Annotated in this window: 22 protein-coding genes and 2 pseudogenes; 11 read left to right on the top strand and 13 right to left on the bottom strand. The window is 69.9% G+C overall.

What is annotated here, in order from left to right:
- Positions 1–360 precede the first annotated feature (360 nt).
- Positions 361–531, top strand: a pseudogene (locus ACQP2E_RS13260) (fibronectin type III domain-containing protein); the annotation flags it as partial.
- Positions 532–714: 183 nt separating this feature from the next.
- A complete protein-coding gene (locus ACQP2E_RS13255) occupies positions 715–1,008 on the top strand; it encodes a hypothetical protein (RefSeq protein ID WP_433834298.1) in 294 nt (97 codons plus the stop codon).
- A 29-nt stretch (positions 1,009–1,037) separates the two neighbouring features.
- On the opposite strand, the gene ACQP2E_RS13250 is transcribed toward ACQP2E_RS13255, so the two are convergent.
- The 7 genes from ACQP2E_RS13250 to ACQP2E_RS13220 form a co-directional block, all read right to left on the bottom strand.
- Complete coding sequence (locus tag ACQP2E_RS13250) at positions 1,038–1,643, bottom strand: hypothetical protein (RefSeq protein WP_433831346.1); 606 nt, start codon at positions 1,641–1,643, stop codon at positions 1,038–1,040.
- Positions 1,640–2,953 (bottom strand): hypothetical protein, encoded by a 1,314-nt coding sequence (locus ACQP2E_RS13245; protein WP_433831344.1) that lies wholly within the window; start codon positions 2,951–2,953, stop codon positions 1,640–1,642. Before ACQP2E_RS13245 ends, ACQP2E_RS13250 begins: the two co-directional genes overlap by 4 nt.
- On the bottom strand, positions 2,950–3,750 hold the full coding sequence (locus ACQP2E_RS13240) for an ATP-binding cassette domain-containing protein (RefSeq protein ID WP_433831342.1): 801 nt from the start codon (positions 3,748–3,750) through the stop codon (positions 2,950–2,952). The genes ACQP2E_RS13245 and ACQP2E_RS13240 overlap by 4 nt, the downstream gene beginning before the upstream one ends.
- 22 nt (positions 3,751–3,772) lie before the next feature.
- On the bottom strand, positions 3,773–4,573 hold the full coding sequence (locus ACQP2E_RS13235) for a hypothetical protein (protein WP_433831340.1): 801 nt from the start codon (positions 4,571–4,573) through the stop codon (positions 3,773–3,775).
- Positions 4,570–5,127: an RNA polymerase sigma factor gene (locus ACQP2E_RS13230; RefSeq protein ID WP_433831338.1), complete on the bottom strand. Its 558-nt coding sequence runs from the start codon at positions 5,125–5,127 to the stop codon at positions 4,570–4,572. Before ACQP2E_RS13230 ends, ACQP2E_RS13235 begins: the two co-directional genes overlap by 4 nt.
- A gap of 343 nt (positions 5,128–5,470) precedes the next feature.
- Entirely contained in the window at positions 5,471–6,214 is a 744-nt protein-coding gene (locus ACQP2E_RS13225) for an AfsR/SARP family transcriptional regulator (protein WP_433831336.1), read from the bottom strand.
- 54 nt (positions 6,215–6,268) lie between these two features.
- On the bottom strand, positions 6,269–8,281 hold the full coding sequence (locus tag ACQP2E_RS13220; protein ID WP_433831334.1) for a glycine-rich protein: 2,013 nt from the start codon (positions 8,279–8,281) through the stop codon (positions 6,269–6,271).
- Here ACQP2E_RS13220 and ACQP2E_RS13215 point away from each other — a divergent pair.
- From ACQP2E_RS13215 to ACQP2E_RS13195, 5 genes and pseudogenes are all read left to right on the top strand, one after another.
- Positions 8,244–8,999, top strand: a pseudogene (locus ACQP2E_RS13215) (hypothetical protein); the annotation flags it as partial. The gene ACQP2E_RS13220 and the pseudogene ACQP2E_RS13215 sit on opposite strands and share 38 nt — an antisense overlap.
- A gap of 97 nt (positions 9,000–9,096) precedes the next feature.
- Positions 9,097–9,639: an SDR family NAD(P)-dependent oxidoreductase gene (locus tag ACQP2E_RS13210; RefSeq protein WP_433831332.1), complete on the top strand. Its 543-nt coding sequence runs from the start codon at positions 9,097–9,099 to the stop codon at positions 9,637–9,639.
- The gene (locus ACQP2E_RS13205) at positions 9,552–10,577 is read left to right on the top strand and encodes an MFS transporter (RefSeq protein ID WP_433831330.1); all 1,026 of its coding nucleotides are present in this window, start codon (positions 9,552–9,554) and stop codon (positions 10,575–10,577) included. Before ACQP2E_RS13210 ends, ACQP2E_RS13205 begins: the two co-directional genes overlap by 88 nt.
- A gap of 154 nt (positions 10,578–10,731) precedes the next feature.
- Positions 10,732–10,923, top strand: coding sequence for a hypothetical protein (locus ACQP2E_RS13200; protein ID WP_433831328.1), 192 nt, complete (start codon positions 10,732–10,734; stop codon positions 10,921–10,923).
- A gap of 878 nt (positions 10,924–11,801) precedes the next feature.
- On the top strand, positions 11,802–12,791 hold the full coding sequence (locus ACQP2E_RS13195; RefSeq protein WP_433831326.1) for a hypothetical protein: 990 nt from the start codon (positions 11,802–11,804) through the stop codon (positions 12,789–12,791).
- 48 nt (positions 12,792–12,839) lie between these two features.
- Here ACQP2E_RS13195 and ACQP2E_RS13190 read toward each other — a convergent pair whose 3' ends face one another.
- Genes ACQP2E_RS13190 through ACQP2E_RS13180 form a run of 3 tightly spaced genes read right to left on the bottom strand, consistent with a single transcriptional unit; the run spans position 12,840 to position 14,018 of the window.
- Entirely contained in the window at positions 12,840–13,148 is a 309-nt protein-coding gene (locus tag ACQP2E_RS13190) for a hypothetical protein (RefSeq protein WP_433831324.1), read from the bottom strand.
- Positions 13,149–13,173: 25 nt separating this feature from the next.
- On the bottom strand, positions 13,174–13,584 hold the full coding sequence (locus ACQP2E_RS13185; RefSeq protein WP_433831322.1) for a DUF3618 domain-containing protein: 411 nt from the start codon (positions 13,582–13,584) through the stop codon (positions 13,174–13,176).
- Positions 13,581–14,018 carry a phage holin family protein gene (locus tag ACQP2E_RS13180; RefSeq protein ID WP_433831320.1) on the bottom strand — a complete coding sequence of 146 codons (438 nt, stop codon included), beginning with the start codon at positions 14,016–14,018 and terminating at the stop codon, positions 13,581–13,583. Before ACQP2E_RS13180 ends, ACQP2E_RS13185 begins: the two co-directional genes overlap by 4 nt.
- A 228-nt stretch (positions 14,019–14,246) precedes the next feature.
- Between ACQP2E_RS13180 and ACQP2E_RS13175 the strand changes: the two genes are divergently transcribed.
- Positions 14,247–17,384 carry a S8 family serine peptidase gene (locus ACQP2E_RS13175; RefSeq protein ID WP_433831318.1) on the top strand — a complete coding sequence of 1,046 codons (3,138 nt, stop codon included), beginning with the start codon at positions 14,247–14,249 and terminating at the stop codon, positions 17,382–17,384.
- Between the two features lie 43 nt (positions 17,385–17,427).
- Here the strand turns inward: ACQP2E_RS13175 and ACQP2E_RS13170 are convergent, their stop codons facing one another.
- Positions 17,428–17,850 carry an SHOCT domain-containing protein gene (locus ACQP2E_RS13170; RefSeq protein ID WP_433831316.1) on the bottom strand — a complete coding sequence of 141 codons (423 nt, stop codon included), beginning with the start codon at positions 17,848–17,850 and terminating at the stop codon, positions 17,428–17,430.
- Positions 17,851–18,113: 263 nt separating this feature from the next.
- Here ACQP2E_RS13170 and ACQP2E_RS13165 point away from each other — a divergent pair, with 263 nt between their 5' ends.
- The 3 genes from ACQP2E_RS13165 (at position 18,114) to ACQP2E_RS13155 (ending at position 24,216) form a co-directional block, all read left to right on the top strand.
- Positions 18,114–19,328, top strand: coding sequence for a diguanylate cyclase domain-containing protein (locus tag ACQP2E_RS13165; RefSeq protein ID WP_433831314.1), 1,215 nt, complete (start codon positions 18,114–18,116; stop codon positions 19,326–19,328).
- Between the two features lie 422 nt (positions 19,329–19,750).
- Positions 19,751–22,552 carry a PQQ-dependent sugar dehydrogenase gene (locus ACQP2E_RS13160; protein WP_433831311.1) on the top strand — a complete coding sequence of 934 codons (2,802 nt, stop codon included), beginning with the start codon at positions 19,751–19,753 and terminating at the stop codon, positions 22,550–22,552.
- Positions 22,553–22,587: 35 nt separating this feature from the next.
- Positions 22,588–24,216, top strand: coding sequence for a ThuA domain-containing protein (locus ACQP2E_RS13155; protein ID WP_433833912.1), 1,629 nt, complete (start codon positions 22,588–22,590; stop codon positions 24,214–24,216).
- A 7-nt stretch (positions 24,217–24,223) separates the two neighbouring features.
- Here ACQP2E_RS13155 and ACQP2E_RS13150 read toward each other — a convergent pair whose 3' ends face one another.
- Together ACQP2E_RS13150 and ACQP2E_RS13145 are read right to left on the bottom strand one after the other, a co-directional pair.
- Positions 24,224–24,595: a hypothetical protein gene (locus ACQP2E_RS13150; RefSeq protein ID WP_433831309.1), complete on the bottom strand. Its 372-nt coding sequence runs from the start codon at positions 24,593–24,595 to the stop codon at positions 24,224–24,226.
- Between the two features lie 151 nt (positions 24,596–24,746).
- Entirely contained in the window at positions 24,747–25,532 is a 786-nt protein-coding gene (locus ACQP2E_RS13145) for a maleylpyruvate isomerase family mycothiol-dependent enzyme (protein ID WP_433831307.1), read from the bottom strand.
- Positions 25,533–25,660: the final 128 nt, after the last annotated feature.

Raw genomic sequence — 25,660 nt, 5'->3', positions numbered from 1 at the left:
GATGTTCACCGCCGCGTCCGGCGCGCATCTGGCCACCTACGGTGCGGCCGCGGCCGTACCCGAGATGACCGTGAGCGTCCCGGAGACCTCGGCCACCAGCGCCGATGTCAGCGTGGCCGGCACCCTCTCCAGCAGGATCGCCGTTGAGTACGGCACCAGCGCGAGCGCGTTGACCGCGCAGGTCGTCGACGGCGCACAGGCGACCGAGCGGACCGTCGAGCTCACCGGCCTCAAGGCCGGCACCACCTACTGGTACCGGGCCCGGGCAACCGCGCCGGACGGCCGGACCACGGTGTCGCCGGTACGGAAGCTCGTCACCGAGACCGTGGAACGAAGGCCCCGGCCAGCACCGAGGTCGCGGTGCTGGCCCGTCCGGACGGCACGGCGACGGTTTCCTGGACCACGAACGAGCCGGCCGCCGGAACCCTCGAGGTCGAGGGCTTCGCCGCCCTGCCGGCCGATGAGTCCGGCACGAAGCACAGCGCCGTGGTCACCGGGCTGGAGCCGCGGACCAGGTACAGGTACCGGGTGCGCAGCGTCGACGAGTCGGGCAACGTGTCGACCTCGCGGTGGACCACGTTCGTCTCGGCCGCCGCCGGTGTCGCCGACTACACGGTCGCCGGCCAGCGCACCGGCAAGGCGACCCGCGCCACGGTCACCGCCGGCGGCGTACGCCTGGACGGCAAGGCCCGCACCGGCACCCTGGTGTCGCGGGTGCTCGACGCCGGCCAGATGGTCAACTGGGACCGGTTGTCGTACCAGGCATCCGTCCCGTCCGGCGCCGCGGTGAAGCTCTATGTCCGCACCGGAAGCACCTCCACCCCGGGAGCGGGCTGGACCGGCTGGACACTCGTCGGCCAGGGCGGCGAGGTCACCGGCGGATCCCGGTACGCGCAGTACCGGGCCGAGCTGACCAGCGGCAACGGCGGCACGTCGCCGGTGCTGAGCGGCGTCGGCATCACCAGCGACGCCAAGCCGCTGAACCACCCGACCGAAACCGGTCACTAGAAGTTCGACGCGCCCGCCGATGCCGCCGGCTACTGCTGTGCGGCCTCGGCGGGCGCTCGTCTCGCCGGCCCCGACACCGCGTAGACGACGATCCCGGCGACGGCGAACAGCCCGCCCGTCACCGCTGCGGAGGTGCTCTCCGGCGCCTGCGCCTGCCACGTCAGCACCCGCCCGGCGAGCGGATCCGCCTGTGGGAACAGCGCCGCCGCGAAGGTCCAGCCCAGCGGCAGGAACCAGGCCTTCGGGACACCGATCGTCGCGGCGCACAGCGCGGTCAGCCCGAGCAGCCCGGCCGCGTCCCGGATCACCAGCCAGCCCGGCCCGAACCGCGCCCCGGTCGCCCAGGTGACAAGGATCAACCCAGTCACCAGCAGAAACGCCACCATCAGGTGGGCGATCCGGCGCGGCGGCCACCGGAGCGCGGCGGTCGCCTCCAGGGCGTCGTCCGGCCCGCCGAGGGTGGCGGTCAGCGCGGCCACCAGCAGCAGAACCGTCAGGATCACCATTGGCACGCCGGCTTCCGGGCTGTCCGAGAACACCGACCACAGCGTCCACGTCACCGCCGTCGAGGCGATCGCGCCGGCCAGCGCGAGCGGTGCCCGCCGCGAGCGCAGATACAGGGTCAGGAACCTCATGGCTTGTCCTGGGGGAACAGCCCGTCGCCGGCCGAGCAGGTCAGTGCGGCCTGGCGCAGCGCCACCACCCGGGCCTGGGCCTCGTCGGCGGGCATGTCGCGCAGGCTCTTCCACAGCACCGCGGTCAGGGCGACGTCGTCGGCGAAGGCGTCCGGGCCGGCCACCGGCTCACGCCCGATGAGCCAGTAGGCAGCCGCGTACCGATCTGCCAGGGGTGCCGCGTCGCCGCAGGTGAAGTCGCTGGCGAACGCCCCGGCGACCACGTCGGCGCGCACCCTGTCCTTGTTCTCCAGTCCCCCGTCGCTGCCGGCCTCGACCCGCAGGAAAACCACGTCGGTACGCCATCGCGGGAAGTCGTCCGGGACGAAGGTGCTGGTGTCCTCGTGCACCAGGGCCGGCGCCTCCGGCAGTTTCGCCAGCACCGCCAGGCCGTCGGCGGCCGGTCCGGCGATCTCGGACCGCAGTCCGGTGTGTACCCGGCTCAGGCACACCCGCTCCGCACACACCAGTTCCTTGGCAACCGGGTCGATCGCGCTGATGACGACCCGGCCCCCGTGCGGCATCACCGCGATCGACAGCGCCGCGCCCAGCAACACCGGCAGCACCGCCGCCACCCGCAGACGCCACCCGGTGGAGGCGAACAGCATCACCGCGGTGACCGCCAGGGCGCCCAGCCAGATGGCCTGCGAGGCGCTGACCCGGCCGGGAACAGCGGCGAAGGCATCAGGCATGTTCATCTCGTAGATCGGCGAGAACACCAGGGCCAGCCAGCCTCGGGGCCGCGTCGCGCCGGGCAGGCTCAGCAGCAGCCCGAGACCCGCGACGGCCGCCGCCGGAGCGGTCACCGGCCAGGGCAGCAGCCGGCCGATCGCCAGGCCGATCCAGACCGCCGCGATCAGCGACAGCACGCCCACAGCGGTGACGGCGAAGACCGCGACCGGGAGGTACCGGGCGGTCGCGACGATCCACAACCCGCCGGCGAGACTCATCGCCAGGTAGGCGCCGATCACCGCGAGGGCCATCACGCCAAGGATGGGCATGGCCCGCTGCGCGACCCGGCGCGGCGTGCTCGCGAACAACTCACCCACCTTCGACCGATGCTCGCGCCGGGCCTGCCAGGCGCCGGCGGCGAGCGCAAGCGGCCAGAGCAGGGCGAGGTAGAGCCGCTGCGTCATGGCCAGCTGCATCCACCCGTCGGAGAAGCCGATCCCTTCCGCGAAGTACAGCGCCAGTACCCCCACCACCAGCAGAATCAGGGCTGATCCGAGCGCCGCCGAGCGACGCAGCTCGATGCCGAAGACGCGGCTCATCGGCCGGCCTCCGCCCGGTGCCGGCGCAGCAGCGCGGAGTAACCCCGTTCCGCCGGGCTGTCACCGGGATCCCCGTCACCGCCCTGGGTGACCAGGTCGTCCGGTGTGCCCTGGTAGACGAGCCGGCCCTCGGCGATCAGCACCACGTCGGAGCAGGCGGCCACCACGTCCTCGACGAGGTGGGTGGAGACCAGCACGCACGTGTCGACGCCGATGTCGCGCAGCAGCTCCCGGAAGTCGAGGCGCTGCTCCGGGTCGAGGCCGACGGTGGGCTCGTCGAGCAGCAGCACGGCCGGGTCGTTCACGATCGCCTGGGCGATGCCGGCCCGGCGCAGCATGCCGCCGGACAGCGTCTTCATCCGTGCGCCGGCCTTGGCGGTCAGCCCGACCCGGTCGATGGCCCGCTGGGTCGCGCCCGGGATCGCGGTCTTCGGCATCTCCTTGAGCCACGCCATGTACTCGACGAACTCGCGGACCGTGAAACGCGGGTAGAAGCCGAACTGCTGCGGGAGGTAGCCCAGGCCGCGGCGTACCCGTCGCAGGTCGCCGTGACCGTCGACGGCCTCGCCGAGCAGGGTGAGCTTTCCGCCGGCCGGCTTCAGAACCGTGGCCAGGGCGCGCATCAGCGTGGTCTTGCCGGCGCCGTTCGGCCCGAGCAGACCGTGCACGCCGGTGCCGAGGGTGAGGTCGAGACCGTCCACGGCGAGATGCCGGCCGGCGCGTACCCGGAGTCCCTCGGCATGAACAGCCCAGGGATGGGTGGTGGGGGCCGTCTCGGCCGCGCTCACCGTACGCATGAAGGTGTTCCTCTCAGTGATGTCAGTTGTGGCTTGTGAGCCGGCGGAAGTTGCCGCTCCGCGCGCCGGCGAGGCCGCCGAGGACGAGCGCGGCCAGCGCCCACCCGCCGGAGCTGCCCGGTCGCAGCACCACCGGCAGTTCGGCGGTGACCACCGCGGGCAGGATCACGGCGACGGCCCAGGCGGTGCCCAGCGCGACGGCCGCGCGGCGAACACCGACAAAGCCACCCAGAGCGATGGTCGCGGCCGTGAAGGCCAGGCACGGCAGGAGTGTCAAGGCCAACGACCCTTGGGTACGCGTATTCGCCACGGCCAGCGCCGGAATCACCACGACGAGAACGCCCGCCGTCCGGCGCAGCAGCATCGCGAGTCCGGCCGCCGGGGTGCCCGCGATGAGCTCCCAGGCCGGGTCATGCCGCCGGCTCCAGGCGATCGCCACCGCCGGTAGTGGCGCCACCGGTGCGAGCAGCGCCACCAGCGACGGGAAGGCGGGCTGCAGCGTCTGCAGGCCGACGGCGCAGGCCAGCACGGCCATCGTCATGATCAGCCACGGCGCCAGCCGCCAGACCATCCAGCGGTGCCGCGCCGAGGTCAGCCGCCGGCGCTTTTCCGGAGCCGGCCCGGCCGCGATCCCCCGGTCGACACCGGCGGCGATCGAGGCGAGCAGGTCCCGGCTGTCGTCCTCGGTGCGGTGTGCCACGAGAGCCCGGCAGTCCGTGCACTCCTCCAGATGCACCTCGACCGACCAGGCGGTGACCTCGTCGAGGGCGGCGTGGCGATCGGCGTACCGGGCGATCACCGCTGGGCTCGGATGTGTGGTCACGACAACGCCTCCCGCAAGAAGATCCGTGCCCGCCGCGCCCGGGACTTCACCGTGCTCTCGGGTACGCCCAGCAACACCGACGTCTCCCGGACCGAGAACCCGTCGAGAACCATGGCCCGCAGAACGTCCCGGGCCTCCGGCGGCAGCTCGGTCAGGGCCTGTTCCAGTTCCTGACCGACCCGCCCGGCCATCACCTCGTCCTCGGCGCCCGGCGCGACGGTCTCGGCGAACGGAACCGCCGGCACGTTGTTGGCCCGGGCCCGCCGCCGGAACGCGTCGACCAGCCGATGCGCCGCGATGGTCCACAGCCAGCCGACGGCACTGCCGTCAGCCCCGGCTTCCGCCCCTGCAAAACTGCCTGCCGCCCGCCAGACGGCCAGGTAGGTCTCCTGCATGACGTCGGCGACCACGTCGTCGTCGGCGCATCGCCGGCGCAACCGGGCGAGCAGCCACGGCGAGGTCCGCCGGTACAGCTCGTCGAACGCACGCCGATCACCGGCAGCGGTGCGACGCACGAGTTCACCCTCGTCAGCTGCGCTCAAACTTCGTCTCACAACCCACAAGACGAAAGCTCTTCGGCCGGCGATCCTCCAGCTGGCGTGACGTGGGTCACATATGTCGCGGCCTGAGAAGCTGCCCCAATTTGAAGATCATCTCCATTGACATCCCGCGCCGTGGGCCCAAGGCCTGCCGCCGGGTGCTCGACGCCGCCGCGACGGACAGCCTGCGAGTCGCTGCGCGACCTGCCGATGCACCGGCTGCCGATCGAGAAGGAGATCCGCCGTACCGAACAGCGCGGGCGCGGCGCGACGGTTACCTACATCGAATCCCGCATCCATCCTGACCTGCGCGTCGAGCCGCCGCTTCCGCTCCCGCTGAGCGGCCGTTCCCGTCACGTCACCGCGCCGGATCAGGCGGGAAGAGATCGTGCCCTTCCCAGGGGTCAACGGCGTCGGGATATTCCGGCCTCTCCCCCACCTGCTCGATGCGGGTCGGCGGCATCGTGGCGGGCGCGGCCCGGGCCGGGTCAAGGCGCGCGGGTGCCGCGCGGGTCGGTTCCAGGTGCGCCGGCGCGGCCGGCTCCGGCGGCGCGGGTTCCGGTGGGTGCAGGCGCATCGGGCGGACCAGGAGCTGCGACGCGGTGGCGCGTTCGGCGTTGAGGCGGAAGCGGGCGGACTCGAAGACCGGGCCGGTCAGGCCGGCGAGTGGCTCGCCCTGCCAGAGGCCCAGCGAGGTACGCACCTCGTCAGCGGCCGCATCGAGCCTGCCGGTCTGATGTTCGCCCTGTGCGCGGGCCACCGCCGCCCGGAAGCGCTGGACGTCGATCGCGTTTTCACCCGCTCGGAGCACATATCCGCCGTCGGCCAGCGCGATCAGGGACGTCCGTTCCGGGTCGAGGGCGCGCCGCAGCCCACCCACGAACCTCTGCACCACATCGATGCCGTTCTCCGGCGGATCGCCGTTCCAGAGCGCCGCGATGATCTGGCCCATCGGCACGGCCCGGCCGGCGTTCAGCAGCAGAACAGCCAGCAGTCCCCGCTGTTTGATCGGCCCGAGATCCACCTCCTCGGCCCCCAGGTACGCCCGGACCGGTCCGAGGATCTCGAACCGCACCGTGCCGGAGGACGAACCGTCGTTCATCTCTCGATCCCCCATCAACCAGCGGTTTCGCCAGCAGCATAACGACGGGGTGGACTACATCGGCGACCACGTCTTGTAGTCGCGCATCACGTCCTCGTACGGGTCGGTCCCGATCGGGGCGTAGTACTGGTTCATGACCGACGCCATCACCCCGGGAAGCCGTTCCATCGATGCCTTTCGGTTCGTCGGCCGTGCAATTCGACCACACTTTCCGGTGCTGAACTTCGGTGCGCTCGCGTTGAGGTCCCGCGGGCTGGATTCCTTGCGATAGAAGACCTTCCGCAGCGTGTAAACGCCACCGGCCTTCGGCGACGGCCAATCCTGGTAGATCTCGATCGACGGGAACTTATCGATGAACGCACAGGAGACCGAGATCCGGCCGTCGGCCGTTCCGGTGAAACCGAAGATCCCGTCGATCGCGGCGGGCGCCATGTCGGTGTAACGCCGGGCGGCATTGGTGAAGTGATAGCGGATCCGGAATGGGCCGGAGGTGTTCGTGCTCGGGAAGTAGAAACCCGCCGAGTTCGCCTTCCGGAACGTCTCGTACACCCGGCCCTGGCAGAACTTGTCCAGGTGAGGGACCTGCAACTTTTCGGACCGGATGCACCTGACCAGCGCATCCGCGACACCGGAATCGGCGTTCTTGGTGACGTTCACCGGGAACGCGTTGAAGGAGGCAACCTTCGTGTCGGTGTGGTTCGCCACCACGTCGAGCCGGCCGGTCTCGAAGTTGACCCAGATCGAGCCTTTGCTCGCCGTGGCGTCGGCGAGTGGAGACGGTCCGCGATCGTTGCCGTACCCGAGCAGATCGATGATCTCGGCCGCGATGAACATGTTGATCCGCATGCAGCCCCAGCCGGGCCGGGGTGTGATCGTCGTGCTCGCCCGGGTCCGGGTCTTGTAGTACGCGCCGTCGTTGAACTCGATCGGCACCTTGCAGACGTTCTCCTGGATGAACCGCGGCTCCGATCGGCCGGTGTTGCCGTCCGTGTCGGCGACGTCGACGGCGACGAACCTGCTCAGATCGGCGGTGCGCGTGCGATAGGTGGCCGCTGTCGCTCCCGCCATCCGGGTGCAGGTGGTGGGGTCGAGTGAGGTGCAGCGCAGCCACGCGTACGACCGCAGCGGTTTGCTGAACGTGCCGGTGACCTTCCAGATGGAACCCACGCGCAGCTCACCGGAGGTGACGGGTGTCAGCACCACCGAGCCGGGAGCGGTAGGCGCCGGTGTTGACCCCGGTTCCGCCGCCTCGGCGGTGATGGTCAGCTGCCCGTCACCACCGGCGGTGTTCGAGGCGTACGCGGGTTCACCGATCGGGTCGGTGACGTGGCTGGATCCGGCCCCGCCGCCGCCCGGGCTGCCGCCGCTGCTGTCGCCGCCACCACCGCCACCGCCGAACCAGCCGCCACCACCGCTGCCACCGTCCAGAGCACGACCCGCGCCCGCGTACGCGCCACCGCCGGCACCACCGGCCGACTGGGTGCCACCACCGCCACCGACGTATCGGCCGTCACCGGGAGCGCCGTCGTCGCCGATCGGGCCGGAGGCGTCACCGCCGCGCCCGCGTCCGGCCTCGACGACGCCGCTGACCGCGGATCCGCCACCGCCGCCGGCGACCACGATGCGTTTGTCCAGCCGCCAGCTGCCGCGGCGCAGGTCGGTCGCGCCACCGCCCCCGGTGCCACGTCCGGTACCGGCGCCGGCGAAGGTGCTGGACCCGCCGCCGTTGAAGCCGCCGATGCTCTTGCCGGCGACGGGTTCGCCGCAGCTGAGCGCGCCGCACCCGTCACCGTTGCCGCCCCGGCCACCGACCAGGACGGCGAGCACCTGACCGGGGGTGACGGCCACCTCGGCGGAAACGTCAGCGCCGAGTCCGGCCAGTGCCGTACCGGTGCCGCCTTGAGCGCCCACTGCCCGTACGTCCACCGCGGTGACCCCGGCGGGCACCTCGAAGAGTTGCGGTCCACCGGTGAGGGCGAACGGTGTGACCTGCCCGCCGGACCCGGTCGGCGTACCGGCGCCCCAGCTGATGCGGACCTCGCCGTTGCCGGTTCGGGCACCCTGCACGAAGGTCGCCCCGGCCGGCCCGTGGCTGGATCCGGCGCCGCCGCCGGCCGCTGACCCGCCGCTGCTGTCACCGCCACCACCACCGCCGCCGTACCAGCCGCCGCCACCGGATTATCCCGGCACCTTCGACGGCACCCAGATGCACGCCCACGACTATCGCACCCCCGATGTCTTCACCGGCAAGAAGGTGCTGGTCGTCGGCATGGGCAACTCGGCAATGGACATCGCCGTGGACGCCTCCTGCACCGCGGAGACCCCGGTTCTGCTCTCCGCCCGGCGCGGCGTCCACATCGTCCCGAAGTACCTGTTCGGCCGCCCGGCGGACGCGACCGGCGGCGCCATCGCGGCTCTACCCTGGCGTTTACGTCAGCGCCTGGCCGAGACGATGCTGCGGCTGGCCGTGGGCCGGCCGGAGAACTACGGCCTGCCCGCTCCGTCCGGCGGCCTGTTCCAGAATCACCCCACGGTCAGCGACACGATCCTGCACCGCCTCACCCACGGCGAGATCGTCCCGCGCCCCGGCATCGCCCGCTTCGACGGGGCCAAGGTCGTCTTCACCGACGACACCACCGAACTCGTCGATGTCATCGTGTGGGCGACCGGTTATCGCGTACACATGCCGTTCTTGTCGCAGCGATGGCTCGGACCGGACCCGGAAGCGCTACCGCTGTACCAGCGGGTTTTTCATCTCGACGACCCGAGCCTGGCGTTCGTCGGGCTGATGCGGTCCACCGGCGCGGCGTTTCCGCTGGTGGAGGCGCAGGCCAAGCTCGTGGCCGCGTCTGCTCGGCACCTGGCGGGTCACCGCCGCGTGCGTGGACGCCCTGGTCGCCTCGCGCGGCCGGGTCGTGATGCTCACCTCGCGGATGGCCGTCATGCAACTGCCCCTGGCGGCCGCTTACGGCGCGTCGAAGCGGGCGGTTGTCGCGTACGCCGACGCGCTGCGACTGGAGATCGGCACCCATGTCGGAGTGACGTGCGTGTATCCGTCCGCCGTCCGGAGCCCGATCCATGACTCGACGGCTCAGGCCGGGCTGTCCCTGCAGGGCATGAGTCAGTTCGAGCCGCTGGAGGGCGTTGTGCGTACCGTGGAAAAGGCCGCGTTGAGCAGCCGTGCGCGACGCCATCTACCGACCACGCGCCGGGGATCGGTCGAATTCTTCCTGGCCCGGCACTTCCCCGCGCTGACCGACCGGATCGTCGCCCGCACCCTCGCCGGCCGGGTCCGCTCCGGAGCGTTCGCGGGCGCTACGCCACCGGCTCGATCGGGATGGGCGTCTGGGTCACCGTGCCCGGCCTGCTGCTGCTCTACTTCCTCACCCACACGCTCGGCGTCTCACCGTTCCTGGCCGGCCTGACCCTGCTGCTGCCGAAGATCATCGACGTCGTCGTGCACCCGCTGCTCGGCAGCCGGTCCGATCGCGACGCCCGCCGCAGCGGACATCGGCGCGGCCTGCTCAAAATCGGACTGCTGCTCGCCATTGCGATGGCCGGCATGTTCACCGTGCCCAGCGGACTGTCCGGCGCGTCGGCAGCGCTGTGGGTCGGCGGCTGGTTCATCGCCGGGAATCTGCTCTTCGCCTGTTTCCAGGTTCCGTACCTGTCCACCCCGTCCGACCTGCTCATCGACTATCACGAGCGCACCCGGGTCTTCATGTTCCGCTCGCTGGTGCTCTCCTACCTGTTCACCGGCACCACCACCCATCTGTTCCTGGCGGCGCTGCCGTTCTACACCGAGCACGTCTTCGGAAACTCCGGCCTCACCGCCGTCTTCATGGGCGCCTTCCTCGGCCCGGCCGTCATCGCCGGCCCGGTCTGGGCTTCCGTTTCCTGGAAGATCGGCAAGCAGCGCGGGTTGATCATCTCCCAGGTGGTCTTTGTGATCGGCTCGCTCACTCCCCTTCTTGGGTACGGGGTAGTGCCCGCCGTCATCGTGGTCGTGCTCCTGGGAATCGCGTTCGCGGGTTTGCAGCTGTTCGCCTTCTCGATGGTCCCGGACGCGGTGGCCGGCGCGGAGTCACGCGGGGTGGCCCGGGCGGGCGCGTACACCGGCGTGTGGACCGCAACCGAGGCGACCGGAACAGCCATCGGCCCGTACCTGTACTCGGCGGCCCTGGCCCTTGGCGGTTTCGTCGCGACGACGGAGGGCGCGAGCGTGGTGCAGCCGGGGTCCGCTCGTACGGCGTTACTGCTGGGGTTCACGGTGGTGCCGGCGGCGCTGATGGCGGCAGCACTGGTGTTCCAGCTCCGCTGGACCCTCGACGAATCCTTCAGCGAGCCGGCCGGCCGCCGATAGGGCGTGTCCTTTGGGCGGCGGGGTGATCCCGGGTTGCGATTCCGGGGTTTCGGGGTTCCCGGGCTTCCGGGGTTTCGGGACTTCCGGGGTTTCGGGACTTCCGGGTTTTCCGCGATTTCCGTGCTGTCCGGGGACGACGAGAGGCAGGTCGCTCATGGCCGCAACATCAGCAGACGTCCTGGAAGTCCACCACCACGACGACCGGATCAGCCAGTACGAGCAGGTCGAATACTGCGCCTGGCACGGCGGAGTAACCGTCTACCGGGACGGCACGGAGATCGCCCGGCACGACGACGTGCTGGGCACCCAGGCCATGAAGTTCGCCGGCAGTGACCGCATGCCCTAGCCGGCGTCCCACCGCAGATCTTGAGCGATTTCCGCCGCCCTGCTGGTGTAGTAAATCGCTCAAGATCGCAGCGCCCTCGCGCCGCACGGCCCCCGTCATGGGCAGTCGCGCCCTCGGGTTGGCATGGCGGTTTCCCGGCGGGAGGTGCCGTTCGGAGATCTTGTGCGGTCCGGCCGGCCGATCGACCACAAGTGCACAATTTTCGGGACGGCCGTCAGTGGCAGGTCGGTTCGGGTGGTATGCGAGCGTTGTGGTGACGCGCTGCCACCACAGTGGGTGAACAGTGCCGGATTTTGGAGACTCGTGGGTGCTCTATACCTAGGTGCTCTATACCTAGGTGCTCTATGCCCAGGTGCTCTATGCCCCACCGGTCTCCAAGATTCGGCCAACGCGAAGCTTCACAGGCTCGCGTGGTGAGCGCGGTGCTTCACGGTTCCGCCGTGGTGAGCGCGGTGCTTCGCCGATCTTGTGAAGTTCGGCGAGCCGTTTGCGCGTAACTCCGCAAGATCGGCTAGGCCTGTTCGATCTTGTGGAGTTGTGCGGCCACGTCTGCGGGGAAGTCCACAAGATCCAGGCAGAGCGGGGCGGCGCGGCACCTGCCGGGGCGGCGCGGCACCTGGCGGGGCGGCGCGACACCTGCCGGGGCCTGGAGCGCAGCCACCCGGCCGCCCACCCGGCGCCGGACAAGGAAGCGGTGACAGCGGACCACTGAGTGACCGGAAGCGGTGGGCGGCCCACGCCGCCCACCGCTTTAAACCTCCTCCGGTTCACCTGACAGCGTAATAAGTCAGGTTTAAGACCGTTATATCCGTTTTCTGGCTCACGATGAGAGCGACCTTGCACGCCACAACGAGGCGGTCTGACCAGGCCGTCCGGGGGTGAACAGCACTGTGCTCATCGGGGCCACCTTCAAGAAGCACGAGATCTCCCACTGGGAGAACACGCTGGAGAAGAACGAGATCTTCCGGATCTTCCCCAATTCCGACGGCGTGCCGCCCGACTGGACCGATCCCCGGTACCAGTACTGCCAGCGGGTGGGCGCCATCCCGTTCATCTCCGGGAAGATCGACGGCAACCCGCGGAAGCTGGACGCGCTGCGGGACATGCTGACAACCATGAAGCCGTGGGTGAAGGTGCTCTACCTGACCGACCACCACGAGCCGGAGGGCGACCGGCATCTGACTCCGGAGCGGTTCGCGGCGAACTTCAACGCGCTGATGACCATGCTGGACACGGAGCTGCCGGTGTCGGTGCGTTCGCGGATCCGGTGCGGCCCGGCCATGACCAAGCAGTGGACCGAGAACGTGAACGGCGGCGATTACCGCGAGTGGGACCCGGGAACCGGCGACTTCTTCGGCGTCGACGCGTACCTCAACTCGTGGGCCCCGGGTGGCGGTGACACCGTGTTCACCAGGTTCCCCGACGCGGCGGCCTGGCTCAAGAAGATCAAGGGGTACCGGTACGACTCCTCCGACACGCGCCCCCGGATCCTGCCCGAGCTCGGAGCGATCCAGCCGCCATGGGACATCGACGGCAGCGCACGGGCCGCGTTCCTGAAGGACGTGCACGACGAACTGTCCAGCTGGAACCCGGCGACCACCGGCTGGCAGTTCCAGGGCTGGATCTGGTGGAACACCGAGGGTACCAGCGGGAAGAGCATCGCCGGCATCGGCACCCACCGCTGGTTCCAGCTGGACCGCCGCCACAACTCGAAGCCGTTCGACGGTGACCCGATCGGCGGATTCGAGGAGAACGCCGCGAACAAGACCCTGAAGATGTTCAACAGCCTCACCCGGTCCGAGCAGCTGGCGATCACCGTGGAGGCCCCGCCGGCCGCAGCGGCAGCCGTCCCGATCCTCCAGCCGTAAGACGGTAATGGGCCCGGCCGCTTGGCCGGGCCCATCGTCCTGATCAGCTCAGGAAAGGGTGCCACCGGTGTAGGTGGTCGGGCCCGACGGGGTCTCGGTCTCGTAGAGCGGCGCCGGCCGGGCACCGGCCACCGGCTCGTCGGACTTCACCACGCCGGCCGCTCGCGGCCTGGTGTCGGCGGGGTCGACACCGGCGTCGAGCAGCGCTTTCGCGGAACTCTGCGCGCGGGTCAGCGGAGGGCTGCTGCTCACCTTGCGCGCGGCGGCGGCGATCTGTTCGTACTTCTCCCGGCCGGCTCGGGTGCCGAGCACGTAACCGGTTGCGAATCCGGCCGCGAGCGTAACGAGGCGGATCATCACATCGCTCCTGTCGGTTGGCGGATCACGCGCGCCGGCGGCGCGCGGCGACGACGATGCCGGTGACCACGGCCGCGGCAGCGACGCCGACCAGGACCGGGGAAACTGCCCGGCGCGGGTTCTCCCGAACCTCGACCGCCGTCTGCTGAGCACGGTCTTTCACATCAACGGCCGCGACCTTCGCTCGCTCTTTCGCGTCGGTCGCTGCCTCTTTGGTACGGTCCTTCGCCCCACTGACGGCCTCGACAGCACGGTCCTTGGCGTCGGCGGCGGCCTCCGTGGCGCGGTGTTTCGCGTCGGCGGCGGCGCCTTTCGCGCGGGCTTTCACGTCGGTCTTGGCGGCCAGGGCCTCGACGGTGCTGCCCAGGTCGGCGCGGGTCTGCTCGATCTCGGCGCGCAGCTGCTGCGGGTCGACGGGCTTGTCCGGGGTGCTCATGCGTGGCGTCCTTCTCGTGCTGCGGTCTTGATGGTCTGCACGTCGGCTTCGACACCGGCGATCGCGTCGCTCGGCACCGGCGGCGCAGCCTGCTTCAACTTGGTCCGGCCCAGCAGCGCGGCGACTCCGGCCGCGGCGAAGACCACGACCATCACGACGAGCACGGCCAGCCAGAGCGGCCAGGCCAGGTCGAGGAGCACCACGGCAAGGGTCAGCAGCAGGCCCAGCCCGTAGAGGCCGAGGACGGCTGCCCCGCCGAACAACCCGCCGCCGACACCGGCGCGCTTGCCTTTTTCGGTCAGCTCGAGCTTCGCGAGGGTCAACTCGTCGCGAACCAGAGTCGAGATCTGGGCGGCGGCCTGGCTGACCAGGTCTGATGTCGACGCGCTGGTGTGCTCGCCGCTCGTGGATGCGCTTGCGGTCACTGCGTTCACCTCCTTGGTTACGCACTGCTGTGCCCCTGCTCAGCGCGATGGAAACGCGGCCGGGCCGGAATCGGCACTTTGGAGATCACCCGGCTTGCGGCAACATCCCGGGCACCGGATCTTCGCAATCGGGAAACATCGATCGACCAAACAATCGGTACGGTCAGTGCAAATTGTTTCGCGTCCTTTGTCGACACCCGGCCGGGCGCGATCCCTCCGCGTTGACCTGGAGATCCCATGCACCGACGCCCCTGGACCGCGCGCGCCGCGGTCCTGCTGACGGCGGCCGCCCTGATAGCCGTCGCACCCATCTCAGCCTCAGCCGCTCCATCGGTGGGCAGCCCGCCGGAGGACCGGCTGGCCCGCAGCCTCACGCTGATCACCGGCGACCGGGTCACCGTGTCCGGCGGCCGGATCACCGTGACGCCCCGGCCCGGCGTCCAGGTGGCGCAGTTCGACGCGGCCGGGCATCGTTACGTCGTACCCTCGGATGCTCTTGATCTGCTCCAGGAAGACCTTCTCGACCAGCGGCTTTTTGACGTCACCACCCTGCTGGACGGCAATTTCGACAGGCGTGCGGAGCTGCCGCTGATCGTGTCGGACGCGGCGCGGGCCGCCGGGCTGGCCGCGACGCGCGCGCTGCCGGCGGTGGACGGACTCGCCGGTGAGGTGGCGGTCGACGAACTCGCCGCGCGCTGGGCGACGATCAAAAAGACCACCGGCAAGATCTGGCTGGACGGGGTACGCAAACCGGCGCTCGACACCAGCGTCGGCCTCACCGGCGCACCGGCGGCGTGGCAACAGGGCTTCGACGGGTCCGGAGTGACAGTGGCGGTGCTCGACTCCGGCGTCGACGACACCCACCCTGACCTGGCCGGACGCGTCGCCGCGCGGAAGAATTTCGTGCCCGAGTGGGAGGGTGACGCCGACGTGAACGGGCACGGCACGCACGTCGCCTCGATCGTCGGCGGCAGCGGCGCCGGCTCGGACGGCCGCTATCGGGGCATGGCGCCCGGCGCGGCGCTGCTCGACGGCAAGGTCTGCTTCGACTGGTTCGGCCAGGGCGCGTGTCCAGAATCGGCCATCCTGGCCGGCATGCAGTGGGCCGCCGAGCAGGGCGCGGACGTGGTCAACATGAGTCTCGGCTCGCCCGACTCCCCCGGCGTCGACCCTCTGGAAGCAGCAGTCGACGAGCTGACCGCGGCGTACGACACGCTGTTCGTGATCGCGGCCGGCAACGACGGGTTGCCGCAGTCGGTCGGCTCCCCCGCCACCGCCGATGCGGCTTTGGCGGTCGGCGCGGTCACCAAGGAGAAGGTGGTCGACGGGTATTCCAGCCAGGGTCCCCGCCTCGGTGACTACGCCGTCAAACCGGAGATCACCGCGCCGGGCAGTGACATCACCGCTGCTCGCAATGGTGGCGGATACGTCGCGCACTCGGGTACGTCGATGGCGGCCCCGCACGTGGCCGGGGCCGCCGCGCTGCTCGCCCAGGCACAGCCGTCGCTGGGCGCGGCGCAGCTCAAGTCGGCGCTGGTCGGCAGCGCCCGGCCGCAGGACGGATTCGACGAGTTCGCACAGGGCGCCGGCCTGGTCGACGTGCCACACGCGCTGTCCGCGCCGGTCAGCGCGTTGCCGGCGACGGTCAGCTTCGGGTTCCGGGCCTATCCGCACGACGCCGGCGACGTGGTGACCAGGACGCTCACCTACCGCAACACGAGCGCCGCGCCGGTCACCGTGGAGCTGGCCGTCACCGGCAACGCGCCGGCCGGTCTGCTGACACTGACCGCTTCGACGGTGACCGTGCCGGCTCAGTCGGCGGCGACCGTCGACATGGTCGTCGACACCCGGCAGGGCGGCAGCTCCTACGGGGCGTTCTCCGGGCGGGTCGTCGCCACCGGGGACGGGGTCTCGGTGCAGACGCCGTTCAGCGTGATGCGCGAGGAACCCAGCGCGGACATCAGCCTGACCGCTTTCGATCGTTCCGGCGCCGCACCGGAAGGCATCATGACGATGGTGGCGAGCGCGTCGAGCCTGATGGTCCACTTCGGCTTCGCCGCCCAGGAGACCATCCGGGTGCCGCTGGGCGAATACTTCGTCGCCGCGATGATCCCCAGCCCGGACGGCACCTCCACCTCGATCGTCCACCCGAACCTGGCCGTCGCGGACGACACCGCGGTGGCCCTCGACGCGCGGCTGGCCAAGAAGGTCGACATCACCGTGCCGGCCCGGGACGCTGAACCGGTCGTGGCAGCGGTGCAGACCCGTTACGAGGGCACCGGGCAGGCCGTCAGCGCCACCGCGTACGGCGCCGACCCGGCAACCCTGTTCACCGCTGATCTGTCCCGGACCGCGCTGCCGGGTCTGATCACGCACGCCGGGGCGCTGTTCGCCGGTAAATCGGGCACCTATCAGCTGGGCTGGAGCTGGACCGGCAGGTACGGCACCGGCGTCACCCGGCACGTCCGGTCCCGGGATCTCACGACGGTGCCCGCTGGATACGCGCTGAACACCCCGGGTGCCGTGGTGCGGCGGGCCAACTATCCGGTGATCGCCGGTTTCCCGTACCCGGCCGGTGCGGAACTGCCCGAGCTGTCGTTGCCGGCCCGGCGCGCCGAGCACTACGCCGGCAACCTGACCTGGGAATCCACGGTGACCGAGGTGCTGGACGGGGTGCGGCTCGCTGAGTTCAACGGCCGTGCCGGCGTTTCCGAGCGGTGGAACGGCAGCGTCCTCGGCGTACCACTGACCCCGTATTTCCCGGAATATCCGACAGTTGAACGCCGGGACGACGAGCTGCTCCTGCGCCTGACCGGTTACGCCGACTCGGCCGGGCACCTCGGTTACGTCGACGCCGCCGTCGAGGACTACCAGGTCCGGCTCTACCGCGACGGCGAGCTGGTCGAGTCACGGGAGGGGCCCTACCAGGGGATCCCCCTCGCCCCGGAGAAGCACCGGTACCGGCTCGACTACACGGTCTCCCCGGCGGCGTCGCGGGTGTCGGCGACGATGCACACGGTCTGGGAATTCGACTCGGCGCCCGTCGCGACCGCCACCGCGCTGCCGCTCACCGCGGTCGGCTTCGCACCCCGCCTCGACCTCGGCAACACCGCCCGGGTCCGCGACTCCGTCGCGATCCCTCTGACGTTCACCCAGCAAGCGGGTGCGGGAGCTCCGCAGAGGGTACGCGTAGAGGCCTCCTACAACGACGGCACCACCTGGTCGGCGGCCCCTGTCGCCCGCATCGGGTCGAGGTGGACAGCCGTGGTCCACCACCCGTCCAAGCCCGGCTTCGTATCCCTGCGGGCCACAGTGGTGAACGAGGCGGGCAGCACGGTGACCCAGACGGTGATCCGCGCGTACGAAATCCGGTAGGTCTTTCCGGGGATGGCCCGCGACGCTGCGGGCCATCCCCGGGCTACGCGACCGCCGAGGTGGCTCTGCTGCCGCCCAGCGCCTCGGCCTTCAGCCGCTCGAACTCGGCCTCGGTGATCGCGCCGGAGTCGAGCAGCGACTTGGCCGACGCGATCTCCTCGGTGGCGCTGCGCCCGCCGCCGCCCGAGGCCGAGACCGACCGGATGTAGGCCTCCTGCCGGCCCTGCAGATCGGCCGCCGAGGCCAGGGCGCGCTCGTTCATCCCGTTGCCCCGCGCGATCAGGTAGACCAGCATGCCGAGCAGCGGCAGGACGATCAGGAAGATGCTCCACACCGTCTTGCCGAAACCGCCGAGATCCTTGCTGCGGAACAGGTCCCCGAAGATCCAGAAGAGGCCCATGAACCAGGCACAGAAGATGAAGAACTCGAAGATCGCCAGCAGGAACGACCCGTTGTCGTCGAACATGTGAATGCCCCTTCCATGGCAGGTCATCCGAGTACACCCCGGCACGCCTCGGCCGGCCTCATCCGTAATGGATTACTCCCGCTGCCCGGAATGCTTGGCTCGGTGTTCTTCCCGGCGACCTGGCCACCGCGGCCGCCATCTGCACGACGGTCAACGCGTGGGCGCACCAGACGCAGCACCGGCCGCTCCTGGCCCGCAGCCATCAGCAGCTCTCCATCGTTCACGACAATCTCGGCGACGTCGCCGCCGGTCTGGAACACGCCGTGCGGGCCGTCGAGGCGCTCGACGACGACGCGTCACCGCGGGCACAGGGCGCCATTCTGCTGCGGCTGGCCGACGTCCTCGCCACCGACGGCTCGATCGAGGCGGCCCGCACCCGGTACGAACAGGCCGAACAGGTCGCCGTCAGCAGCAACGACGTCGAGCTGCGCCTGGTCGTGCTGAACAACCTGGCGTACGCCGAACACCTGGCCGGCGACGGCGAACGTGCCTGGGTCGCCATCCAGCGGCTGCGCACGGTGACCCAGGCGACCGGCGAACAGCTGTCCCTGGACGCCCTCGACACCATGGCGATGATCCAGATCTCCCGGGGGCGTTTCGCCGAGGCGGAGACGATCGCACGGGGCAACGTCGAGGCGTACGAAAGCTCGGGCCTGGACGACGCGGACGGCCTGGCCGAGTTCCTGCTGACGCTCGCGATCGCCCAGCGGCACCTGGGCGACACCGGCGCGGCGCAGGTGAGCCTGGACCGCTGCACCGTGCTCTGCCAGGAACGGGCCCTCGCCGGCGTCGAGGCCCGGGTCCTGCAGGAGCAGGCCGAGCTGTACGCGGCGTGCGGCGACACCGGCCAGGCCTTCGTCGTCTACAAGCGGTTCCACGCGGCGGAACGGCTGCTCCACTCACAGCAGCGGGACGCGCAAGCCCGGGCACGGCACGCCGTCTTCGAGACAGCCGAGGCACGTGACCAGGCCGAACGTTTCCGCGAACAGGCCCGCCGCGACCCGCTGACCGGGCTGCGCAACCGGCGCTTCATCGACGAGCACCTGCCCGCCCTGCTGGCCGCGTCCGCACCGCTTGTCGTCGCACTTGTCGACCTCGACCACTTCAAGCGGGTCAACGACGTCTGCTCGCACGAGATCGGCGACCGCGTCCTGGTCGCCCTCGCCGAGCTGATCACCGACGCGGCCCGCACCTGGCCGGACCCCGGCAGCAGTTTCGCGGCCCGGCTCGGCGGCGAGGAGTTCCTGCTCGTGCTGACCGGCTGCGACGCCGAGGCAGCGGCGCCGCACCTGGAACGCTTCCGCCAGTCCGTCCAGAACCACCCGTGGCAGCCGCTGACCGGCGACCTGCCCGTCACGGTCAGCATCGGCGCCACCGAGGCAGCCCCGGACAGCACCCGCAGCAGCATCCTCGCCGCCGCCGACAAGCTTCTCTACCAGGCCAAACACAGCGGCCGCAACCGCTGCGCCACCGCATAGGGCCGCGCCGATCAGAGCTGACGCTCGTCCGATGAGTCGTCGGTGGAGCGAACACGCTCGCATCGCATCACTCCGAGTGACGCGGTCCAGGTGATATTCGCTTTCGCAGCCACACCCGTTGCGGGTGTGGCTACACCCGCAACGGGTGTGGGACTCAATTCGCACTATCGACCTGACGGCACCCCTAGCCGCCACCGCCACCGCCGGCCCGCCGCGGAGGGCATCCATCAGGACTGAAACTTTTGTCGCTATCGATGAAAGTATGGACTCGGGCATCGAAAGTCATTAACGTCGGGGGTGCCGTGTAACACGGTGGTAACCCAGCGGGACCCTCCCTCGGTCCCGCTCCCCCGGCCAGGGCTCGGCGAGTCGGCGCAGGTCCCGCCCCTTGGCATCCACCTGGAAAGAAAGTGGACCTGCCCATGCCCCTGAAACGCGGTTTCTCCGTCCTCGGGTCGCTTCTCCTCGTCCCATCGCTGATCCTGGCCGCGCCCCGGCCGGCTCTTGCTCACCCGGTCGATCCGGCCGATTTTCAGCAGGTCACCCTCGCCAAAGGCGTCGCCGAGGTGGGCGAGCCGATGGCGATCGCGGTGCTGCCGGACCGATCGGTGCTGCACACCGCCCGGAACGGGACGCTGCGGCGTACCGACGCCGCGGGCGCCACCACCGTGATCGGCACGCTGCCGGTCTACACCCACGACGAGGAGGGTCTGCAGGGCGTCGGGGTGGACCCGGGCTTCGCGACCAACCGGCAGATCTACCTCTATTACGCGCCGCCGCTCACCACGCCGGCCGGTGACGCGCCCGCCACCGGGACGGATTTCTCCGCGTGGAACGGGGTGAACCGGCTCGCGCGGTACACGCTGAACGCCGACTGGACGCTGAACACGGGCAGTGCGGTGACCGTCCTCGACGTGCCGGCCACCCGGGGCATCTGCTGCCACGTCGGCGGGGACATCGACTTCGACGCCGCCGGCAACCTCTATCTGTCGACCGGTGACGACAGCAACCCGTTCGACTCGGCCGGATATTCGCCGCTGGACGAGCGGACGAACCGCAACCCCGCGTACGACGCGCAGCGCACCGCCGGCAACACCAACGACCTGCGCGGCAAGGTGCTGCGAATCAAGGTGAACGCGAACGGGACGTACTCGATCCCGAGCGGCAACCTCTTCGCATCGGGCACCGCGAACACCCGCCCGGAGATCTACGCGATGGGCTTCCGTAACCCGTTCCGGATGAGCGTCGACAAGACCACCGGCGTTGTCTACCTCGGTGACTACGGGCCGGACGCGGGATCCACCGATGCGAACCGCGGGCCCAGCGGGCAGGTCGAGTTCAACCGGATCACCAGCGCGGGCAACTACGGATGGCCGTACTGCACCGGGACGAACACCAGCACCGAGACGTACAACGAGTGGAACTTCAGCACCGGGACGACGGGGGCGAAGTACAACTGCGCGGGCGGACCGACGAACAACTCGTTCCGCAACACCGGCCAGACCACCCTGCCGCCGGCGCGTTCCGCCTGGATTCGGTACGCCGGAGACGCCGGCAGCCCGCCCGAGTTCGGTGGCGGATCCGAGTCGCCGATGGCCGGGCCGGTCTACCGCTACGACGCTTCGTCGGCTTCGGCGACGAAGTTCCCGCAGTCGCTGGACGGGCACTTCTTCGCCGGTGAGCTGGGCCGGGGCTGGATCAAGCCGATCCACGTCGGCGCCGACGGCTCGGTCGGCGCGATCTCCGACTTCCCGTGGGCCGGCAAACAGGTGATGGACATGGCGTTCGGTCCGGACGGCGCGCTCTACGTGCTGGATTACGGCACCGGCTACTTCAACGGCGACGCCAACTCCGCGCTCTACCGGTACGACTACGTGGGCGGCGGCAACCGCGCGCCGACCGCCGTCGCCGCGGGGACTCCCACCACCGGGCAGGCGCCGCTCACCGTCACGTTCTCCTCGGCCGGCTCCTCCGACCCGGAGGGTGGCGCACTGACGTACTCCTGGAACTTCGGCGACGGCAGCACTTCCACCTCGGCGAATCCTGCAAAGACGTACACCGCCAACGGCACCTACAACGTGACGCTGACCGTGACCGACCCGCAGGGCGCGACCGGCACGGCCAGTGTGCAGATCGGTGTCGGCAACACCGCGCCGGCCATCGGCATCGGCACACCGGGCAACGGGCAGCTCTTCTCCTACGGCGACACCATCCCGTTCACCTTCACCCCGAGTGATCCCGAGGATGGCACGATCAACTGCGCCCGGGCCAAGATGACGTACGTACTCGGCCACGACAGCCACGGCCACCAGATCACCTCGGCGAACGGCTGCACCGGCGTCATCACCATCCCGGTCGACGGCGAGCACGACGAGGCGGCGAACATCTTCGCGGTCTTCGACGCCGAGTACACCGACGCGGCCGGGCTCACCACCCACCAGCAGCACATCCTGCAGCCCCGGCATCGACAGGCCGAGCACTTCAAGACCTCGTCCGGGGTCAACACGTTCACCAAGACGCCGGCCGAGGGCGGTAAGACCGTCGGGGACATCAACAATGGCGACTGGATCGCTTTCGAGCCGTACCAACTGGGTGGGGTCACGTCCTTCACCGCCCGGGTCTCGTCCGCCGGGGTCGGTGGAACGCTGCAGATCAGGGCCGGTTCGCCGACCGGGACGGTGCTCGGCTCGGCCACCGTGCCGGTGACCGGCGGCTGGGAGACGTTCACGAACGTCACCGGCGCGGTGAGCGGCGCACCGTCCGGGACCACCACGCTGTACCTGACCTTCGCCGGTGCGGCCACCGGCGCGCTGTACGACGTGGACGCCTTCACCCTGAACGGTCCGGCCGCCGGACCGGTCAAAGGTTTGGCGAACAAGTGCCTGGACGTCAACGGGGCTCTGTCCGCTGACGGCACCAAGATCCAGCTCTACACCTGCAACGGCACCGCCGCGCAGCACTGGGCCCGGCAGGGACAGACGTTCCGTGCCCTCGGCAAGTGTCTCGACGTGGCCGGCGGGGCGCTGGTGAACGGCACGAAAGTCCAGCTCTGGACCTGCAACGGCTCCGGGGCGCAGAACTGGGCGCCGCAGGCCGACGGCACGATCCGCAACCCGCAGTCCGGGCGCTGCCTCGATGTCAGCCAGAACAACTCCGCCGACGGTCAGCAGATTCACATCTGGGACTGCGGAACCGGAGCCAACCAGAAGTGGGTGCTTCCGTGAAACGAGTCGTGCTTCTTCTAGCGGTGATCGCTTCGATGCTCGGCGTGCCCACTGCGGCGCATGCCGACACCCCCTATGACGTGCTGGTCTTCTCCCGGACGGCCGGTTTCCGGCACGACTCCATCGCGGCCGGAACCCAGGCGATCCGCGAGCTGGGCGCTGCGAACGGCTTCACGGTGACGGCCACCGAGGACCCTGCCGTGTTCACGGCCTTGTCCAGTTTCGAAGCAGTGGTCTTTCTGAACACCACCGGTGACGTGCTCAACGCGGCGCAGCAGACCGCGTTCGAGACCTGGATCAAATCCGGTCGCGGTTACGTCGGGGTGCACGCCGCTGCCGACACCGAGTACGACTGGCCGTTCTACGGCGAACTGGTCGGCGCCTGGTTCGCCTCGCACCCGGCCATCCAGGCCGCCAGCGTCAAGGTCGAGGACCGGGCGCACGCCGCCACCGCCCACCTGCCCCAGGTCTGGAACCGCACCGACGAGTGGTACGACTACCGCACCAACGCCCGGTCCACCGCTCACGTGCTGGCGACCCTGGACGAGTCGTCGTACTCCGGCGGGACGATGGGCGCTGATCACCCGCACTCGTGGTGCAAGCCGTACCAGGGTGGCCGGTCCTTCTACACCGGTGGCGGGCACACCGTTGCGTCGTACACCGACGGCGCGTTCCGCGCGCATCTGCTCGGCGGGATTCGGTACGCGGCCGGCCAGGCCAAAGCGGACTGCCGGCCGGAGACCGGGTACGCCCCGCTCTTCAACGGCTCGACGGCCGGCTGGTCACAGGCCGGGCCTGGCGCGTTCACCAACACCGACGCGACGCTCACGTCGACCGGCGGGATGGGCCTCTACTGGTACAGCGCGAAGCAGTTCACCAGTTACTCGCTCAAGCTGGACTGGCGGCTCGCCGGCGACGACAACACCGGCGTCTTCATCGGATTCCCGCCGTCGAGCGATCCGTGGTCGGCGGTCAGCAACGGGTACGAGGTGCAGATCGACGCCACCGACGTGGCTGATCGGACGACCGGGGCGGTGTACACGTTCAAGTCGGCGGATCTGGCGGCCCGGGACGCGGCACTGAACCCGCCGGGGGCGTGGAACACCTATGAGCTTCTCGTCGAAGGTGAGCGGCTGCGGGTTTTCCTCAACGGCGTACAGATAAATGATTTCCTGAATGCGGATCCGGTGCGGTCGCTCGCTGGGCACATCGGCATCCAGAACCACGGTGACGGGGATCAGGCCGCGTTCCGCAATGTTCGAATAAAGGAGCTTTCTTCGGCATCTTCGGGTGCGATCAAGGGTTTGGCCGGTAAGTGCCTGGATGTCTCCGGTGCGGCCACCGCCGACGGCACGAAGATCCAGCTGTGGACGTGCAACGGCAGTGGCGCGCAGAGCTGGACGCGGCAGGGCAACACGTTGCGGGCGCTGGGCAAATGCCTCGACGTGGCCGGCGGGGCAACGGCCAACGGGACCAAGGCACAGCTCTGGACATGTAACGGAACCGGGGCGCAGAACTGGGCGCCGCAGGCCGATGGATCGATCCGGAATCCGCAGTCGGGGCGCTGCCTCGACGTGAGCCAGAACAGCTCCGCCGACGGCCAGCAGATCCACATCTGGGACTGCCACGGCGGGGCCAACCAGAAGTGGGTGCTGCCCGCTTAGAACGTGGTCACGGACCCGGTCGCATCGCTCGGTGCGGCCGGGTCGCCGTGAACCGGCGGTACCAGGGCGGCGGGACTTCCACGAACGGGTTCCGCCCGAGACGCCTCTCGAACTCGGCAACCAGGTTGATGGGCGCTGCGGAGTCCTTGATGCCATCGAGTACCTGGTCGAACACGGGCAGCTCGCCCGGCTCGAGCACGAGCAGGAAGCGTTTTCCGCGATTCTCGAACTCGAGCTCGACGACGTCCTCGGGGTCGATCGGGGAGAAGTGCCATACCCCGTCGTCGATCTTGCTGATCGTCAGATCCTCGGCAGAGGCGGGCAGAGGCGGGGACTTCGGCCGTCCCCTCAGCAGCTGCCGGAACGTTCTGACGAGCAATGTGCCACCTCAATCGACAACGGTGATGAACGGTTTACTCGTGCTTCGGCCCCGGCCACGGCGAGTGCCGCGGCCGGGCCATCCGTCGCGCGTTTTTCGTCGCGCGTTTTCGTCGCGCGTCGCTTGTCGCGCGCTGCTTGTCGCGAGCCGTTTAGAAGCCGGGGAAGGTGGCGCGCAGCTCGTCGAGGGTGACGTTGCCGGTGACCGTGAGGTCGTCGGGGGTGTACTCCGGGTTCAAGCGGCCGTAGAGCAGCCGCAACGCGGACTCCAGCGGCCCGTTGAAGGTCGCCGTCGCGGGCAGCGACTCGGTGGTGAGGCGAACCGAGTCGTCGACGACGATGCTGTACGGCGTGCCGCTGATCTCGATCACCGCGGGCTCGGTGATCGCCTTCGGCTTGCCGATGAAGCCGAGCAGGAAGCCGAGACCGCCGCTCAGGTGCTCGGCGAGGAGCTCGGTGGAGTCGTCGGCGAGGGTCGCGGACGGGTCGAGGCCGACGCGGACGTCCCAGCTGTGCTGGGAGACCTCGCTCAGCCGCAGGGCGGCGAACAGCGCGAACGGCACCGGGTCGGGCAGGAACGTCCGTACTCGCAGTTCCTCGTGGCGGTCCTCGGGTACGGCTTCGAGGGCAGTGACCAGCGCCTGGTCCGACGCAACCTCGCCAGTCGCCTGGTCCTGCGGGTCGAGGGCGTTCCAGCGGTCCCACACGCCCTGGTTGAAGTCGGGGCCTGGCGCCTCCGCCTCACCCACCGCCGCCCGGAAACCGGCCAGCGTGATCTCGGCGCCGCTGCCCAGGTGCGAGAGGACGTCGGCAACCGTCCACGCCGAGGCGCCCGACGGCCCGGTCAGCTGGTCGGCGGAGAGTGCGGGAACAAGGCCCGCGAGGGTGTCGTGCTCACTGCGCAAGGCCGCGATGGTACGGCCGGCAAGGGTGCTCATACCTCAAAGCCTAGACACCCCAGGGCGATGTAGGGCCGACCTCCACCCCGCCAACACACGGCCGGCTCACGCTCACGGCCGCATTTCGGCCGGGCCGGGTGGAGCCGGACCACATTTCGGCCGGGCCG

The organism is Actinoplanes sp. CA-015351, from assembly GCF_050955685.1.
In the GTDB taxonomy this organism is placed as follows: domain Bacteria; phylum Actinomycetota; class Actinomycetes; order Mycobacteriales; family Micromonosporaceae; genus Actinoplanes.
Note: the sequence above shows the minus strand (reverse complement) of the source record. Positions and strands in the feature narration are given on the sequence as shown.